The organism is Kribbella catacumbae DSM 19601 (genome assembly GCF_000372465.1).
GTDB classification, from domain to species: Bacteria; Actinomycetota; Actinomycetes; order Propionibacteriales; family Kribbellaceae; genus Kribbella; species Kribbella catacumbae.
Window position 1 is genome coordinate 1 of sequence record NZ_AQUZ01000007.1, and the last position, 15,724, is coordinate 15,724.

Annotated in this window: 14 protein-coding genes; 4 read left to right on the forward strand and 10 right to left on the reverse strand. The window is 67.0% G+C overall.

Annotated features, from left to right (window positions below; translation table 11 throughout):
• Window positions 1-239 precede the first annotated feature (239 nt).
• The 4 genes from A3ES_RS53900 to A3ES_RS55450 form a co-directional block, all read right to left on the reverse strand.
• Window positions 240-422, reverse strand: coding sequence for a hypothetical protein (locus A3ES_RS53900; RefSeq protein WP_157630419.1), 183 nt, complete (start codon window positions 420-422; stop codon window positions 240-242).
• 108 nt (window positions 423-530) lie between these two features.
• Complete coding sequence (locus tag A3ES_RS0109505) at window positions 531-1,958, reverse strand: SNIPE associated domain-containing protein (protein ID WP_202806473.1); 1,428 nt, start codon at window positions 1,956-1,958, stop codon at window positions 531-533.
• Window positions 1,959-2,268: 310 nt separating this feature from the next.
• Entirely contained in the window at window positions 2,269-3,711 is a 1,443-nt protein-coding gene (locus A3ES_RS55005; RefSeq protein WP_020386567.1) for a neutral/alkaline non-lysosomal ceramidase N-terminal domain-containing protein, read from the reverse strand.
• Window positions 3,708-4,169: a carbohydrate ABC transporter permease gene (locus tag A3ES_RS55450; protein WP_020386568.1), complete on the reverse strand. Its 462-nt coding sequence runs from the start codon at window positions 4,167-4,169 to the stop codon at window positions 3,708-3,710. The genes A3ES_RS55005 and A3ES_RS55450 overlap by 4 nt, the downstream gene beginning before the upstream one ends.
• 65 nt (window positions 4,170-4,234) lie before the next feature.
• Here A3ES_RS55450 and A3ES_RS55455 point away from each other — a divergent pair, with 65 nt between their 5' ends.
• The gene (locus A3ES_RS55455; protein ID WP_202806474.1) at window positions 4,235-4,621 is read left to right on the forward strand and encodes a hypothetical protein; all 387 of its coding nucleotides are present in this window, start codon (window positions 4,235-4,237) and stop codon (window positions 4,619-4,621) included.
• Here the strand turns inward: A3ES_RS55455 and A3ES_RS46745 are convergent.
• The 4 genes from A3ES_RS46745 to A3ES_RS0109535 all read right to left on the reverse strand — a co-directional run bounded on the left by A3ES_RS46745 (window position 4,572) and on the right by A3ES_RS0109535 (window position 8,974).
• Window positions 4,572-5,237, reverse strand: a complete 666-nt coding sequence (locus A3ES_RS46745; RefSeq protein WP_020386569.1) for an extracellular solute-binding protein — start codon at window positions 5,235-5,237, stop codon at window positions 4,572-4,574. The genes A3ES_RS55455 and A3ES_RS46745 overlap by 50 nt on opposite strands.
• A gap of 100 nt (window positions 5,238-5,337) precedes the next feature.
• Window positions 5,338-6,024, reverse strand: a complete 687-nt coding sequence (locus A3ES_RS0109525; protein ID WP_020386570.1) for an N-acetylmannosamine-6-phosphate 2-epimerase — start codon at window positions 6,022-6,024, stop codon at window positions 5,338-5,340.
• Window positions 6,021-6,911 carry an N-acetylglucosamine kinase gene (locus tag A3ES_RS51145; protein ID WP_020386571.1) on the reverse strand — a complete coding sequence of 297 codons (891 nt, stop codon included), beginning with the start codon at window positions 6,909-6,911 and terminating at the stop codon, window positions 6,021-6,023. Before A3ES_RS51145 ends, A3ES_RS0109525 begins: the two co-directional genes overlap by 4 nt.
• The gene (locus A3ES_RS0109535) at window positions 6,908-8,974 is read right to left on the reverse strand and encodes a PLL family lectin (protein ID WP_020386572.1); all 2,067 of its coding nucleotides are present in this window, start codon (window positions 8,972-8,974) and stop codon (window positions 6,908-6,910) included. The genes A3ES_RS51145 and A3ES_RS0109535 overlap by 4 nt, the downstream gene beginning before the upstream one ends.
• A gap of 227 nt (window positions 8,975-9,201) precedes the next feature.
• On the opposite strand from A3ES_RS0109535, the gene A3ES_RS46755 reads away from it, so the two are divergent.
• Together A3ES_RS46755 and A3ES_RS0109545 are read left to right on the forward strand one after the other, a co-directional pair.
• Complete coding sequence (locus tag A3ES_RS46755; protein ID WP_020386573.1) at window positions 9,202-10,032, forward strand: LLM class flavin-dependent oxidoreductase; 831 nt, start codon at window positions 9,202-9,204, stop codon at window positions 10,030-10,032.
• A gap of 49 nt (window positions 10,033-10,081) precedes the next feature.
• Complete coding sequence (locus tag A3ES_RS0109545; protein ID WP_020386574.1) at window positions 10,082-10,930, forward strand: glycoside hydrolase family 172 protein; 849 nt, start codon at window positions 10,082-10,084, stop codon at window positions 10,928-10,930.
• A gap of 89 nt (window positions 10,931-11,019) precedes the next feature.
• Here A3ES_RS0109545 and A3ES_RS0109550 read toward each other — a convergent pair whose 3' ends face one another.
• Both A3ES_RS0109550 and A3ES_RS0109555 read right to left on the reverse strand, forming a co-directional pair.
• Complete coding sequence (locus tag A3ES_RS0109550; protein WP_020386575.1) at window positions 11,020-12,444, reverse strand: gamma-aminobutyraldehyde dehydrogenase; 1,425 nt, start codon at window positions 12,442-12,444, stop codon at window positions 11,020-11,022.
• Between the two features lie 63 nt (window positions 12,445-12,507).
• Window positions 12,508-14,142, reverse strand: coding sequence for an amidohydrolase (locus A3ES_RS0109555; protein ID WP_020386576.1), 1,635 nt, complete (start codon window positions 14,140-14,142; stop codon window positions 12,508-12,510).
• 159 nt (window positions 14,143-14,301) lie between these two features.
• Between A3ES_RS0109555 and A3ES_RS0109560 the strand changes: the two genes are divergently transcribed.
• Window positions 14,302-15,690 (forward strand): aspartate aminotransferase family protein, encoded by a 1,389-nt coding sequence (locus tag A3ES_RS0109560; protein ID WP_040454401.1) that lies wholly within the window; start codon window positions 14,302-14,304, stop codon window positions 15,688-15,690.
• The last annotated feature ends 34 nt before the right edge of the window (window positions 15,691-15,724 follow it).

A 15,724-nucleotide genomic window follows, 5' to 3' on the forward strand; every position in this document is an offset into this window, starting at 1 on the left:
TGACCGGTCTCCTCCATCCGGCCCAGCAACTCCGCCCCGTAGGCCTCCAACGCGGCGACCTGCTCATGCACGGCGTCGTAAGCCGACAGCAGTTCGCTGCCGCTCATCAACACNGCTGCACGATCGTCCATACCGCTAAGGCTAGACGAGGCCGCCGACAGTTTCCGGGCCTGAATCCCCTTATCCACAAGGGGAAACCTCACATCCAGGAAACGCCGGAAAGCTGTAGGCTTACTGTCTCAGGTCGTCGGGATGCGGTGACGGATCTTGTCGAGGTTCGAGTCGATGGGATCGATGGCGTCGAGGAGGAGATCGGGCGAGCTGAGCGGTGGGTACTCCGCTCGCATTCGCTCGACGTGGGCCCAGTCGACCTCGCGACAGCGGCCCCAGCGGGTCGTAGTACACGGCGATCGCCGCCGCATGATCCGGCCCGCTCAGCACACCACGCGGCTTTATTGCCTCCAGCAACCAGTTCCCGACAAAACACAAGCGTGCCAAGCTCTCGAGCCAATCGAGCGGCCAGCGTCGGGTCAGGTGGGTGCCAGCACCCCGCCGTCGGCCTCTGCAGGTCCGTTGATCGACTGGTGGTATTCGAATGCCTCCGCGGCTTCGGTGAACTCCAGCAGATCTCCGGCGACGGCGGCCAGCAGATCCCGTACCTCCGTTGGCGTGGCGTAGAAGAACTCCCTCCGCAGGTTCACCCGATTGACTCGGCGATCCGCCAGCCTTCTGTGCATCTCGGCCTCGACACCGACCGCGTCGTTCGAGAAGTGGATGGCATGTACGTCGAAGTTGAACGGGACCGAGGCGTCCGACAGCTCACGAACCCGGTCCAGTGGTTCGAGCCGGCGCGTCATGCCCACCTTCACCATGCGCTCGCCAAATGCTCCGAGGTTGGAGATCACGTAGACGTAGCCGGCTCTGATGTTAGCGGCGCGATAGTCGACATCCTCGATGGCCTTCTCGATCTCACCCATCTCCGCGCGCATCCGATCGGCCGCTTCGACATCGCCCTTGGCCTCGAGTGCCGCCAACGCATTGACGTAGTGCGTCCGTTCGCGCTCCAGTTTCTCCCGCTGACGTTGAAGCTCCAGCTGAGTCTGGCGTTCCTCACGCAGTCGAGCTCGCTCCTCCTTTTCGTGCTCCTTCTCCCTGGCGAGCTTCTCGAGGAAGTCGGCGGTGAGCTCCATCTCCTTGAGACGCAACGCGTGGTAGTGGCTCCCGATCTCGATGTCCATCGACTGCCCCAGCTTCACGATGGTCGCCTTGGATTTCTCGAGCCGGTCCTTCGAGGTGGACACCTTGTACGGCCGCATGCCGCGAACCAGGTTGTCTGCTTCGTTGTTGTAGGCCCTCAGCAACAGCTTGGAGAACTCGCGAACCATCTTCGCGCCCTGGGGCCGCGAGCCGTTCATCGTCATCTGCTGCGAGCCGGACACCGCGCCGCCGTCTTTGCGGGCCATCGCCTTGATTTGGTCCTGCAGCCTGGCCAACTCGGCCTTGTAAGCGACCGAGTCATCCAGTGGATGGGTGTATTCGTAGACGCCCACCTCCTGAAGGATCATGGTGTCCTCGGTCAGAACCAGCTTGTCCCGGAGGGTTTGCAGTTGCCCGGTGACAGTCGCCTTTTCGGCGACGAGTGCGTTGATGGCCGTTGTACCCCGTACATGCTCTGCCTCCAGTTCACGCGTCAGCGTGATCCTCTGGCTCTCGAGCTCCGCGGTCAGCTCGATCTTCCGCTCCTCCAGCTCTACCAGAGACAGGGCGCCGAGCTTGTCCAGCTGAGCCCTCAGCTGCTCATTCTTGGCGGCCAGTTGCTGAACCTGGATTGCAAGCTCTTTGGCTTTTCCGCGTGCCCCGAACAGTCCAATGGTCGGCTCGGGCGCCGCCTTGACCGGCTGATGCACAGCCGGGGCCGCGGGAAGCGCTGGCTCGGCTGCGGGAGCCGGTGCAGCCACCCCGACCTGCCGCGGGAGCCAGAAGGTCCAGTTGACCGGTGGGGGTCCCCAGGCTGGATCGGGAAGCCAACCCGGCGGCGGTACCCAGTCGGGCGGTGGCGGCGGCCAGTTGGGCGGCGAGTTGTACCGCCAGTTCACAATCCAGTCCGGTGGCGTTGGAGCACCTTGGACAGGTGGCTGCTGGTCACGGCCATGCTTCATGGCTATCCCTCCCCAGACGTCGTCTACTACGACGTCCCCCGCGGGGACCGTAACACTCTGTGTAACGGAGGACCAGCTCTCACTATGGGTGACTTCGAACGATAAATACCTAGCTAACCTGCCCCGGTTCGGCCAGGAGATTGGTGGCTGCGGTCAAGAGTTCTTGGGTGGTGGGTTGGTCGAAGTAGGTGATTAGGGCTTCGTAGGTGCCGTGGTGGGCGGCGTCGGGGTCTACTACGTAGCCGTAGTAGCCGTCGGTGTAGCCGATTACTCGGGTGATGGGGTGGGGGCTGTCTGCTTGGAGGTAGAGGCCGTGGGCGGCGAAGAGTTCTATGGGGAGGTGGACCCAGGCGACGTCGCCTAGTTTGACGACGCTGATGGGGAGGTCCAGGACGGGTGGGAGGCTTGCGGTTGCCATCAGGGCTTGGCCTCGGGCGCCGTCCAGGCGGGTTTGGGCGATGCGTTGGGCGGGGTCGTCGAGGCTGCCGTCGAGGCCGGCTTCGGCGGTTGCCACCATGGCGTCCGTCTCCAGTTGGCTGGGGAGGTCGCGGACCTTCAGGCTGACTGTCGTACGGCGGATGGTTGGGGCGACGGAGGGTAGGTCGAGGCCTGGTTCGGCGAGGGCTTCGGCGACTCGGGCGGCGAGGAGGCCGCCTAGGCGCTCGACTTCGGGTGCGCCGCGACCCTGGCGGGTGAAGCGCGGGCTGACGTCGCCTGCGGCGCCCTGGAGAAAACCAACAACAGGCTCAGGGTGTGCGACCCCGGCGTCGGAGGTGAAGTCGGCGGCGGGGGCGGCGGTGGACGTGTGGCCGGCACTGGCGCCGGAGGCGGCGGTGGACGTGTGGCCGGCACTGGCGGCGGGGGCAGCCTCAGCGGCGGGGGCGAGGTGGGCTAGCGCGGCACGGGTGGCGCCGGGCCAGTCGGCTGAGTAGAGGAGGTTTTCCGGGCCGTACGTCGTCGGGTGGCAGGCGAAGTCGAGGAGGATGGCTTGGAGGGTTTGGTCGGCGACGGAGTGCAACGTTAGAACGCCGGCCGTATTGTCGTGGGGCCCATTGCGGCGGTGCCGGTTCGTGCCGACGCCGACGACCTCGGTCGAGCGCCAGGAGGCGCGGACCGGTTGGCGCTCCAGCCGGGCACTCGCGACAGCGGCCGCGAGCGCCTCGTACAGCGGAGCCTCTCGGGAGGCGGAGATGACCGGGTGGATCTGGCCGGTCCACCCCGACGGCGCCGAGTGAGTGTGCGACGCACACACCAAGACGCACTCCGGTGGAATGCCGGCCGCAGCACCCGCCGCAGCGGACAGCTCGGCCGCCAGCGACGCGCCGATCGCGATCGCATCTACGCTCAGCCAGAGGACGCCTGGGGAGTCGAAGGTACTGAGCCAGATCATCGTCGCGCGCAACTGATCCGCAGTACCGGTGGCCACTCCCTTGCGGGCGGAGTAGCCGTCGAGGCGGTGACCCGGCGGTGGGGTCACGTCCAAGGACACCGCCGCCAGCAGCAGCTCAGCACCCGCATCGAGCCGCCGCGTGCTGTTCGGTCGTGCGCTCATTTCAACGCTCCAGCGGTCATTCCCGTGCTGATCTGCTTGTGGAACACCAAGTAGACGCCCAGCACGGGCAGGATCGAAATGGTCAGTCCGGCGAACAGCCCGGAGAAGTCACTGTGATAACCCTGCGTCACAGCGATGTTTGCCAAACCCTGGGTGACGAGATAGCGCTTCTCGTCGGTGTTGAGCACGAGCGGGAGCAGGTACTCGTTCCACATCCCGAGGAACTGGAAGATGCCGATGCTGACCAGCCCCGGCCGGGCCAGTGGCAGCATGATCCGGAACAGCACACCCCAGTGCGAGCAGCCGTCGACCAGCGCGGCCTCGGCGAGCTCCTTCGACTGGGTCCGGAAGAACGCGGTCAGGAAGAACACCGAGAACGACATTCCGTGCGTCGCGTAGACCAGGATCAGCCCGGCGTACGTGTTCAGCAGCCCGAGGTTCTGGACGACGAAGAACAAACGGCACCAGCGCCAGGAAGCCCGGAAACACCATGCCGCCGACGAACACGTAGTACAGGACGCGGTTGCCGGGGAACTCGAAGCGGGCCAGCACATACGCGACCGCCGACGACAGGATCAGCGTCAGCACGACCCCGCTGCCGACGACGACCAGGCTGTTGAAGAAGTACGCGCCGATGTGCGACTCGGTCCAGGCCCGCTCGAAGTTCTCCCAGCGCCAGACGGCCGGCAGCGTCCACGGGCTCTTGAAGATCTCCGCGTCGGACTTGAACGAGCTCACCACCGCCCAGAGCAGTGGGAACACCACCATCACGCCCCAGATCAGCACGAAGCCCTGGCTCGTTCCGCCGAAGACACGCGACGCGACGGTACGCCGTACTGTCGCGTCCGCTCGTTCCCCCATCAGTACTCCACTCGCTCGCGCCGGGTCAGCCGGAAGGTCAGCAAGGTGAGGATCTCCTCGCACACCTTGAGCATCTCGTCCCAGTGCTTCGGGTACTTCCAGCCGTGCTTGTCCATCAACGGCTGGCTGTACCAGAGGCCGGAGACGCCGAAGACGTACGGCATCTCGTACTTCACGCCGTCGTACCGGCCGGCCTCGGCGACGCCCGGCAGCAGGGTGTCCTTGACCTTCACGCCCGGCTGGTCGTACGACTCCATCTCGAGCAGCTCACCGATGTCCATCACCTGCCTCTGCGAAGCCAGCGTGGCGCCGTCCAGGCCGACGTTCTCGATCAGGTCGGGCGGGTTGCCCTGGATGAACCGCGGCTGTAGCTGCTGCTGGAGCTTCTGCCCGCTGGTCAGCGTGACCTTGGCCTGCGGGAACTCCTTGCGGTACAGGTCCAGCGGCATGGTGGTCCAGTCCTTGCCGTAGCCGCCGTCGAAGTTGAAGAACTCCAGCGCCTTGCCGCCGTCGACCTTGCTGTAGTCGACCTTGTTGGCGGTCTGGACGGCAGGGCCAGCTTTGTCGGCGACCGGCTTCGCGCACGAGGCGAGCAGGCCGACGGCAGGCGCGGCCAGAGCCACGCGGAGGAGGGTACGGCGGTCGACCTGGCCGTCAGTTCTCATCTGTCGCGTCCTATCTCGGGAAGAGTTGGCTCATGGATACGCCTGCCGAAGACGGCGGGGAAGATGATCCGGCAACCTGGACTAGACCACTTGCGTGAGGTCACCCCCGAGGAATCGCGCCGACCAGCCGGGCCGTGATGTCCATCGGATTCGTGATCGCGTAGCCGACGACAACGGCATAGGCACCGGCTTCGCACACGGCCCGGACGTCTTCCGGCGTACGGATCCGGCCTTCGGCGATCACCGGGCAGTCCAGCGTCGCGACGAGCTGCCGGACCAGGTCGACGTCTGGTCTGGTGGGAGGGTTGCCATTGGTATAGCCGGACAGTGTGGTCGCGACCAGATCAGCGCCATCGGCACGGGCCGCGAGACCGGCTTCCAGGCTGTCCACATCGGCGATCACCGGTACGCCGAGCTCGTCGTGGATGCGCTCGATCTGCCGGTGCAGCCGGTGCCCGTCGGGGCGCGGCCGGAGCGTGCCGTCGAGGGCGATCAGGTCGGCGCCGGCCTCGACCAGGCCGATCGCCGACTCGAAGGTCGGGGTGATGAACACGCCACCGGGATCGCCGAGCTTGTTGAGACCGATGATCGGCAGGTCGGTGACCGCGCGGATCGCGCCCACGTCGGCGGCTCCGTTGGCGCGGATGGCGCCGGCACCCCCGGCCTCCGCGGCGCGGGCCATCAGGGCCATCGGTTCGGGGGAGTAGAACGGGTTGCCGGGGCCGGCTTGGCAGGACACCACCAGGGTGCCTGGCGCGAGGATCGACATCAGCTGGTCCTGTTTCATCGCGAGCGGTGGATCACGAGCAGTTCGGCGTACGGGCCTGGTGGCGCTGTGGCCAAGCGTTCGGCACCGTCGAGGGAGTTGCCTGCCGCCTCGGTCAGGTGTGCGCGAGCCGGCAGGGCCGCTCGCATTGGCGCGGCGAGTTGCTCGCCGGCGCCCGCGAACAGGCCGCCTACGCAGGCCACAGGGACTGGTTCGTTGCCGGCTAGTCGGCCTACGGCGGTCGCGATCGTCTCCGCGATGTCGGCAGCGGCCCGCAGGACGATGTCTTGGGCAACGAGATCGTCCTCGGCAGCACGACGCAGTACTTCGGGCGCGAAGCGGGCCACGTCATCCACGAGGGTCGGCGACGGATACAGCGCGATCGGATCCAGTTCGGTCTCGGCGAGTGTGGTGGCGGGGCCACGACCGTCACGAGCACGCTGTACTGCGACGAGGCCCGCTCGGCCGATCGCGAAGGCGCTCCCGGCGTCGCCGAACATGTACCCGTGCCCGTCGACCTTGTACCAGGAGCCGTCGCGGTCAACCGCCAGGCAAACCAACCCGGTGCCTGCGGCAACCACCACGCCGTACCCGTCCGGCAGAGCACCCGCATGCGCGGTCACCATGTCCTGGGTCAGGCGCACTTCTGTTGCCTGCAACAACTCTCCGATGCCCTCGGCAAGCTTCCTCGCCGTCGCCGGATCCTGCGGGAACCCGGTGAGCCCGAGCGCGACGACCTCGACCGGCTCGCTCACCCCCGCCTTCTCCGACGCGAGGCGGATGGCCTCCAGGGTGGCCTGCACACTGTTGCTTCCGTGGGCGTAGCCGGGGCCTTCGGCCGTTGTGCCGGAGGGGAGTACTCGGAGACGGAGAGCCGACTGGCCGCCGTCGAAGGCTAGATGGCTCATGCTGTGATCCAGTGGGAGTAGTCCTGCCAGGGAAGGTGCCAGCGATTGACCTTGCGGGTACGACGATCTTGGCCCGCGAGGTCGTTGGCCGTGAGTCTGACGGTACCGAGCGTTTCGTCGTACAGGATGGCGGGTGAGCCCTGGAAGTGCAGGGTGCCGACCTGTTCCCACGGCGTGTGGCCGCCACGGACGTCGATCATCGAGCAGTGGTGGATATGTCGATCCTTGCCGAGGGCATAGACCTCGATCGCGTCCGCGCCGGGGTTGAACGCCACGACCGGATCGTCCGCCAACTCCAGATCGCCCAGCTGCCGCCAGCGACCTTGGCCGAGGCTGTCGTCGAGGTAGGTGTGGTGCAGGTGGCCGTCGGCGCCGTGGACGTAGATCTCCACCGCGCCAACCGGTTCGTTGCGCGCCCAGACCGGGTCGCCCGCGGCGATCAGGTCACCGAGTAGCGCCTCAGCATCGCCTTGCATGCGCAGGATCCGGCCGTCTTCTCGCCGACTGAAGGTTGCCGGTGGCGCCGCCTTCCCCGCCGCGATAGCGTCGAACTCCGAGCGCACCGAGGCGACCAACTCGCTCCGGTCGGCAGTAGGCGAGGGAAAGAACTCCGCACCGGTCAGCCAGAGCATCGCACCGATCAGCGAAGGCGCGACGGACCACCCGGTCTCCACGCAGTACGGACCCCAGCCGAGGTCGGCGTTCGAGCCGACGTACTCCCACGCCTCGAAGTCGAAGGCTCGCTGCCAGGTCCCGTCGAGCTGCTCGTCCGACGGATCATCGGTCTGGATCCGCGACAGATAATCCAGTACTCCGGTCGCCAGTTCGCCGAAGATCTCCTCACCGGTGACCTGGTACGCGAGCGGCAAGGCCCAGGCGGCGAATGGCGTTCCGTAGAGCTGGTCCGTGACCGGGTCTCCGTTCGCCTGGAAGATGGACGCCTCGTCCACGCCGTACGCCTCGTTGCTCGGCGGGCACTTCCCGTCCCATTCGGCGAAGCCGCCATCCGGCCCTTGCCTGCTCTTCAGGTACTGCGCCAGCGCGCGCAACGTGTCGAGATAGAGCGGCTTCCGGGTGTAGAGATAGCCGCCGACCAAGGGCAGCAGGAATCGCCCCGCCTCGCAGGTCCGGCTGGTCTCCAGGCGAACCCGTGGGAAATGCGTCGCCATGTGGTCGAGACCGCGGGTAGCGATGTCGAGATAGGCCTGCTCGTCCGTCACGCCGTACGCGTAGAGATAGGAGCAAAGCGCTGAGCTCTGCCAGTGCGACGTGAGGTCGAGGCCGTCGGCGATCGGCGTACGGGCGATCTCGTCCCAGCCCTTGACCAGGATCGTCGACGGCGTGCGCCATGGGTCGACTTGCAGGCCCAGTTCCTCGTTCGCGGTACGGATCAGGGACTCGACGCCGCGCAGGCCGGACCGGGTGTCGCCGGAGATCAGTGCGAACAATGAGATCCAGCCGTCGTCATCGGCGAACAGGTTATTGGTAGCGGTCAGATCGGTGCGAGCGCCACGCGGTTCCCAGGCACCGAAGAGCGCGTTGTGGTCGGTGAGTTGCTGCTCCTCGACGACCAGGCGCATCAGGTTGGTGGCGATCGTCTTGCCGCGCGGGAAGTCGGCGAGGTCGGCGTACAGGCGGAAGGCGTGGGCGACCTGGGTGAAGCAGTCGCCGCGCGGTACCGGGCGGAACGGGAGCTTGCCGTCCAGACCGACCTCGTTGGAGAAGCCTTCGGCGACGCCCTTCGAGCCGTCGGGTGCGTCGTAGAACATGCCGGCGCGGTCGAACCAGGCGATGCCCTTGTCGACCATCCGGCGATAGCGCTGCTCTCTGGACCTGACCTCGACACTGGCCACTGCGCCGTCCACCGTGAAGGTGTGGGTGCCGTCGGCAAGCAGTTGCGGCTCCGACTCGAAGCGACCGGGCGCTGTCTCGGTGAGGTTGAGTTCGCCGAAGTCAGTTGGTCGCGCGCTGGCGATCCCGGCGCGGTCGAGCGCGGCGAGGACAGGGGCCGACGGGCCGGCTGGTCCGAACACGGCGACGGCGACGGGCGGGCTGGCGGTCACTGGCTGCGGTACCTCTGCCTTCTGCGGGTCGGTCGGGTGCCCGGCGTACCGCTGCCGACCTGCCGGAGCCCCCGTGCTGATGGGCCTACTGTGGCTGCCCGGATGCGGTGGGTAAAGCAAACCGAGTAGACCACTGGGGCGTGTCGTGAGGTCCTCCAGGGCAGTGTTTCGCGCCCGGAAAGTATTCCGTGACAGGCTGGGCGTTCAGAACTCCGGGAGGGGACGGCATGCGATTCGGGCTCAAGGTGAATCCAGCGGGTTGGGACGACGCGGCACGCTGGGCGGGCATCGCCGAGTCGGCCGGGTTCGACGGCCTCTGGACCGGCGACAACCTGCGCAACCCACGAGACCCCGCCATCCCGGTGCACGACGGGCCGACCGTCATCGCCGGCTGGGCGGCGACCACGAGCAGGATCCGGGTCGGGCTGCTGATCGCGAACATGGTGTTCCGGCACCCGACCGTGCTCGCCAAGCAGGCGACCACACTCGACCACGTGTCCCGCGGACGATTCGACCTGGGCATCGGCTCCGGCGTCTGGCCCACCGACCACGGCATGGCCGGTACGCCGGTCTGGACCGCGCGCGAGCGGACCGACCGGCTGGCCGAGTTCGTGGCGGTCGTGGACCGGCTGCTGTCGGGAGATGTGACCGACCACGACGGGCCGTACTACCCGTACACGTTGGCGGCGATGACGCCGGGAACGGTGCAGGAGCGGCTGCCCTTGATCGTGGCGGCGAACGCTCCGCGCGCTCTCGCGGTGGTTGCCGCTCACGCGGACGGTTGGGTGACCTTCCCCGGTGCAGCCGCCGAGGAGGAGTTCTACGCGAAGTCGGTCGAGCGCGGGCAGGCGCTGGACGAGGTGCTCGGCGGGCGGGAGATCCGGCGGATCCTGCTGGCCTACGGGCAGATCGATCCGTGGGCATCCGAGGACGGATTCGCGCGACTGGTCGAGCGCTACCGCAAGATCGGCTTCAACGAGCTGGTGGTCTACGCGCCGAAGGAGCACGAGCTGGCCGTCTTCGAGAAGGTGGCGGCGCGGCTCGACTCGTATCGGTGAACCTGAGTTAGACCACTTGCTCCGGGTGCGGCGCGGGTGGTCTGGCAGGGTGGCGATCACGCATCTGTGGATGACCGTCGACGCGAAGACGTGGCGATCGATCGTGCTGCGCGCCTACTGGGACGACGAGGAGACGCCGTCGATCGAAGTACCGCTCGGAGACTTCTTCTGCAACGGGTGGGGTGAGCACTGCCAGGTCAGCTCGGTGCCGATCGCGGTGAACCCGTCGGGTGGCTTCAACAGCTATTGGCAGATGCCGTTCCGGGCCGGCGCCCGGATCACCGTCGAGAACCTGCTGGAGACGCCGATCGAGGGCTTCTACCAGGTGGACTTCCTGCGCACCGAGATCCCCGACGACATGGCGTACCTGCACGCCCAATGGCGACGGAGCAACCCGGTCCCGTACGGCGAAGTGCACACGCTGCTGGACGGCGGACGGGGTGAGGGGCAGTACGTCGGGACGTATCTCGCGTGGGGCTGCAACAACACCGGGTGGTGGGGTGAGGGCGAGGTGAAGTTCTACCTCGACGGGGACGACGAGTATCCGACGATCTGTGGCACGGGCACGGAGGACTACTTCGGTGGCGCGTGGGGATTCGTTCATCCCGCGAACACCTACGCCACCTTCACCACGCCGTACCTCGGCATGCCACAGGCGATCCAGCCCGACGGCTTCATGCAGAACCAGCAACGCTTCGGGCTTTATCGCTGGCACATCGCCGACACGATCCGCTTCACCAGCGACCTCCGCGTCACCGTCCAAGCTCTGGGCTGGCGCCGGGACGGGCGGTTCTTGTTGCTGCAGGACGATCTCGCGTCCACGTCCTTCTGGTACCAGACCGAGCCGCACGCGCCCTTCCCAGAGCTGCCCGGGAAGGACTTCCTCGAGGTCATCTGAGCCCCGCGGCGCCACGGCAGGGACCACTTTGTGCTCCGCCCCCTGAGCGTCTGCTGGCCAGCGGAATGGCCAGGCCGAGCACAAAGTGGTTAAACCTCGATGTTGGACATCACGTGCTTGATGCGGGTGTAGTCCTCGAGGCCGTACATGGAGAGGTCTTTGCCGTGGCCGGAGTTCTTGAAGCCGCCGTGGGGCATTTCGGCGACGATCGGGATGTGGGTGTTGATCCAGACGCAGCCGAAGTCGAGGCGGCGGGCCATTCGCATCGCGCGGCCGTGGTCGCGGGTGAAGACCGAGGAGGCCAGGCCGTACTCGACGCCGTTGGCCCAGCGCAGGGCCTCGTCCTCGTCGCTGAAGCGCTGGACGGTGATCACCGGGCCGAAGATCTCCTGCTGGATCGCCTCGTCGTCCTGCCGTAGGCCCGACACGACCGTGGGCTCGTAGAAGTAGCCGCGATCGCCGACCGCGTTGCCGCCGGTCTGGAGTGCAGCGTGGTCGGGAAGGCGGTCGACGAAACCGCTGACCCGGCTGAGCTGGTCGGCGTTGTTCAGAGCGCCGTACGCGACGTCGTCCTCGGGCCGCCCGGTCTTCGTCGACCGAGCCTGCTCGGTGAGCGCCGCGACGAAGTCGTCATGGATGCGCGGACCCGCGAGCACCCGGGTCGCGGCGGTGCAGTCCTGGCCGGCGTTGAAGTAGCCCGCTCCCGCGATCGCCTCGGCGGCCGCCTCTAGGTCGGCATCGTCGAAGACAACCACCGGCGCCTTGCCGCCGAGCTCCAGATGCGTGCGCTTGAGCTGACGCGCCGCCGCGGACGCGACCTCCATCCCGGCCCGCACCGAACCAGTGATCGCAACCAGCTGCGGGATCTCATGGTCAACCAGCGCCCGACCCGTGTCCCGGTCCCCACAGACAACGTTGAAGACGCCGGGCGGCAGGAATTCATTGCACAGTTCAGCCAGCAACACCGTCGACGCGGGCGTAGTGTCGCTCGGCTTCAGGACGACCGTGTTGCCGGCGGCCAGCGCCGGCGCGATCTTCCAGATCGCCATCATCAGCGGGTAGTTCCACGGTGTCACCTGACCGACGACACCGATCGGCTCCCGCCGGATCCACGACGTATGACCGGCCAGGTACTCCCCGGCCGACCGGCCTTCGAGCACGCGAGCCGCTCCGGCGAAGAACCTCAGCTGGTCGACACACGGCGGCAGCTCCTCGCTCGCCGTGAGCGCGAGCGGCTTGCCGGTGTTCTCACTCTCCACCCTCGTGAACTCGTCCGACCTCGTCTCCAGCGCGTCCGCGATCTTCAGCAACATCCGCTGCCGATCGGCCGGCGTCGTGTCCCGCCAGGTCTCGAAGGCCCGGGCCGCCGCCTTCATCGCCTGGTCGACGTCCTCCGCCCCGGACTTCGGCGCCTGCGCGTAGACCTCGCCCGTCGCCGAATCGACCACGTCGTACGTCGCACCGCCGAGCGCGCTGGTGGGTTTGCCGTCCACGAGATTCGAGAGCGTCTGCATGCGGGCGAGCCTAATGGCACTCACAACGAATTCGGTAGGCCTTCGGCCAACTGACTGACGAAATCATCCGCCGAAGACGAGTTCTCCTTCGACATAAGTCGCCCGAACGCGTGCGCGTTCGATCTCTTCCATCGGCGCGCGGAACGGGTCGCGGTCGAGCACGGTCAGGTCGGCGAGCATCCCGGGCTCGATCCGGCCGGTCTCATCGGCGTGGTTCACCCAAGCGCTGCCCGACGTGTACGCCGCCAGCGCGGTCGCCAGGTCGAGCGCCTGCTCCGGCAGGAACGGCTCGTACTCGCCGTCGCCGGTTCGCCGATTCACAGCAACCTGTACTGCGGCCAGCGGGTCCGGACTCGACACCGGCCAGTCGGATCCGGCCGCGAGCCGAGCACCTGAGCGTGCGAGATCGCCGAAGGGGTATTGCCAGGCAGTTCGCTCCGGACCGAGGAACGGGATCGTCAGGTCGATCATCTGCGGCTCGTAGACCGCCCAGAGAGCTTGCATGTTCGCTGTCACGCCGAGGGCGGCGAATCGGGCGACATCGTCTGGGTGCACGACCTGGAGGTGAGCGATGTGGTGGCGCAGGTCGGTCTCGCCGTTCGCCATCCGGGCGGCCTCGAAAGCATCTAGTGCTTCGCGGACGGCGCGGTCGCCGATCGCGTGCACGTGGACCTGGAAGCCGGCGTCGTCGAGCGCGGTGACGTGCTCGCGCAGGGCTTGCGGGTCTACGAAGGAGAGGCCTGCGTTCGCAGTACGGCAGCCACAGCCGTCGTAGTAGGGGTCGAGCATGCCTGCTGTGAAGTTCTCGGCTACGCCGTCTTGCATGATCTTGACGCTGCGGGCTTTTAGGCGCGGGAATTGCAGGGCTTTCCTGCGCTCTAAGAGTCCGGGGATTTGCTCGGCGCCGAGGTCGCGGCGCCACCAGAGGGCGCCGTTGACGCGGGCGGTGAGGCGGCCGGTGCGGGCCAGTTCGACGTACGCCGGGGTTGAGTCGGTGAGGTTTGCGTAGTCGCCGAGGATTGCGTCTTGCCAGCCGGTGATGCCTAGGGAGTGGAGATGGGTCTGGGCGTCGAGGAGGGCGGCTACTTGCTCCTCGTGGGTGGTTGGGGGGACTAGGCGGCCGACTAGGTCCATCGCTCCTTCGTGGAGGGTGCCGGTTGGGGTGCCGTCGGGGGCGCGTTCGATGCGGCCGTCGGCGGGGTCCGGCGTACGGGCGTCGATGCCGGCGAGGGTTAGTGCGCGCGAGTTGACCCAGGCGCTGTGGTGGTCGGCGTTGACCAGGAAGGCTGGGCGGTCGCTGATGGCGGTGTCGAGGTCGGCTGCGGTGGGGGTGCCGTTGGGGTAGTCGGGTTGGTGCCAGCCGCCGCCTAGGATCCAGTCGAGGTCGGGGTTGGCGTTGGCGTAGGTCCAGATCGTGTGGAGGGTTGGCTCGCGGCCCGATATCGGGGAGAGGTCGCAGCGGGCGCGTTCGAGGCCGCCTTGGACGGGGTGGACGTGGGCGTCGACGAAGCCGGGTAACAACAAGCCGCCATCCAGGTCGACCACTTGCGTATCCGGGCCGTGGAGTTCGGGCCAGACATTGCTGTCGGCGGCGGCGGGACCTGTGGCGAGGATGCGGCCAGCGTGGGTGGCTGCCGACCAGCCGGGGCGGTAGGTGTGGCCGTCGAAGAGGGAGCCGTTGATGAAGAGAGTGTCCACTCGAGCATTCTCCTCGTGGTACGGAATCCGAATGAAATGTGGCTGCCGACTGCTGACTTCGGCAGGATATACGCCACACGGGAACGAAATCACTTGCCAGGTAGTGAGCTGGCGGGCAGGATGGCGGGCACCGGCCAGCTTGAGATGAGGAAAACGATGATGCCGTCCGACGCCCTTGACGACGCCGACTTCGCTCGTCTGCAGCAGTCCGCCCGTGACCACCTCTGGATGCATTTCACCAGGATGGGGAGCTATCAGACCGCTGAGGTGCCCGTCATCGTCCGTGGCGACGGCGTCTACATCTACGACGCCCGCGGCAAGCGGTACCTGGACGGCCTAGCGGGACTGTTCGTCAGCCAGCTAGGGCACGGCCGGACCGAGCTCGCCGAGGCCGCCGCCAAGCAGGCCTCCGAGCTGGCGTTCTTCCCGCTCTGGTCCTACGCGCACCCGAAGTCGATCGAGCTGGCCGAGCGAGTGGCCGGCTATGCGCCGGGCGACCTCAACCGGGTCTTCTTCACCAGCGGTGGCGGCGAGGCCGTCGAGACCGCCTGGAAGCTCGCGAAGAACTACTTCAAGCTGACCGGCAAGCCGATGAAGCACAAGGTGATCAGCCGCGCGATCGCCTACCACGGCACCACCCACGGCGCGCTCTCGATCACCGGCCTGCCGGACCTCAAGGCACAGTTCGAGCCGCTGGTACCGAGCACCTTCCGCGTGCCGAACACGAACATCTACCGCGCCCCGATCCACGGCGACGACCCGGTCGCCTTCGGCCGCTGGGCGGCGGACCAGATCGCCGTCGCGATCGAGAACGAGGGGCCCGACACCGTCGCCGCCGTCTTCCTGGAGCCGGTCCAGAACGCGGGCGGCTGCTTCCCACCACCGCCCGGGTACTTCGAACGGGTCCGCGAGATCTGCGACCAGTACGACGTACTGCTGGTCAGCGACGAGGTGATCTGCGCCTATGGGCGGCTCGGCCACATGTTCGGCGCGGAGCGGTACGGCTACCAGCCGGACATGATCACCTGCGCGAAGGGTCTCACCTCCGGCTATGCCCCGTTGGGCGCGATGATCGCCACGGACCGGCTGATCGAGCCGTTCCTGCAGGGCAACACGTCGTTCGCTCACGGCTACACCTTCGGGGGGCATCCCGTCTCCGCGGCCGTCGCGCTCACGAATCTCGACATCTTCGAGCGTGAGGGCATCAACGAGCACGTCCGGGACACTGAGGGGGAGTTCCGTGCGACGCTCGAGAAGCTGCTCGACCTGCCTCTGGTCGGCGACGTCCGCGGTGACGGGTACTTCTACGGAATCGAACTGGTCAAGGACAAGGCGACCAAGGAGACCTTCAACAACGAGGAATCCGAGCGACTGCTGCGCGGCTTCCTCTCGAAGGCCCTCTTCGACGCCGGCCTCTACTGCCGCGCCGACGACCGCGGCGACCCAGTGATCCAGCTGTCCCCGCCACTGATCTGCGACCAGTCCCACTTCGACGAGATGGAACAGATCCTTCGCTCGGTCCTCACCGAAGCCGAAGGGCACCTCTAGCGCCGCACCTCCTTCCGTTCGTTCGCCCCCTTTT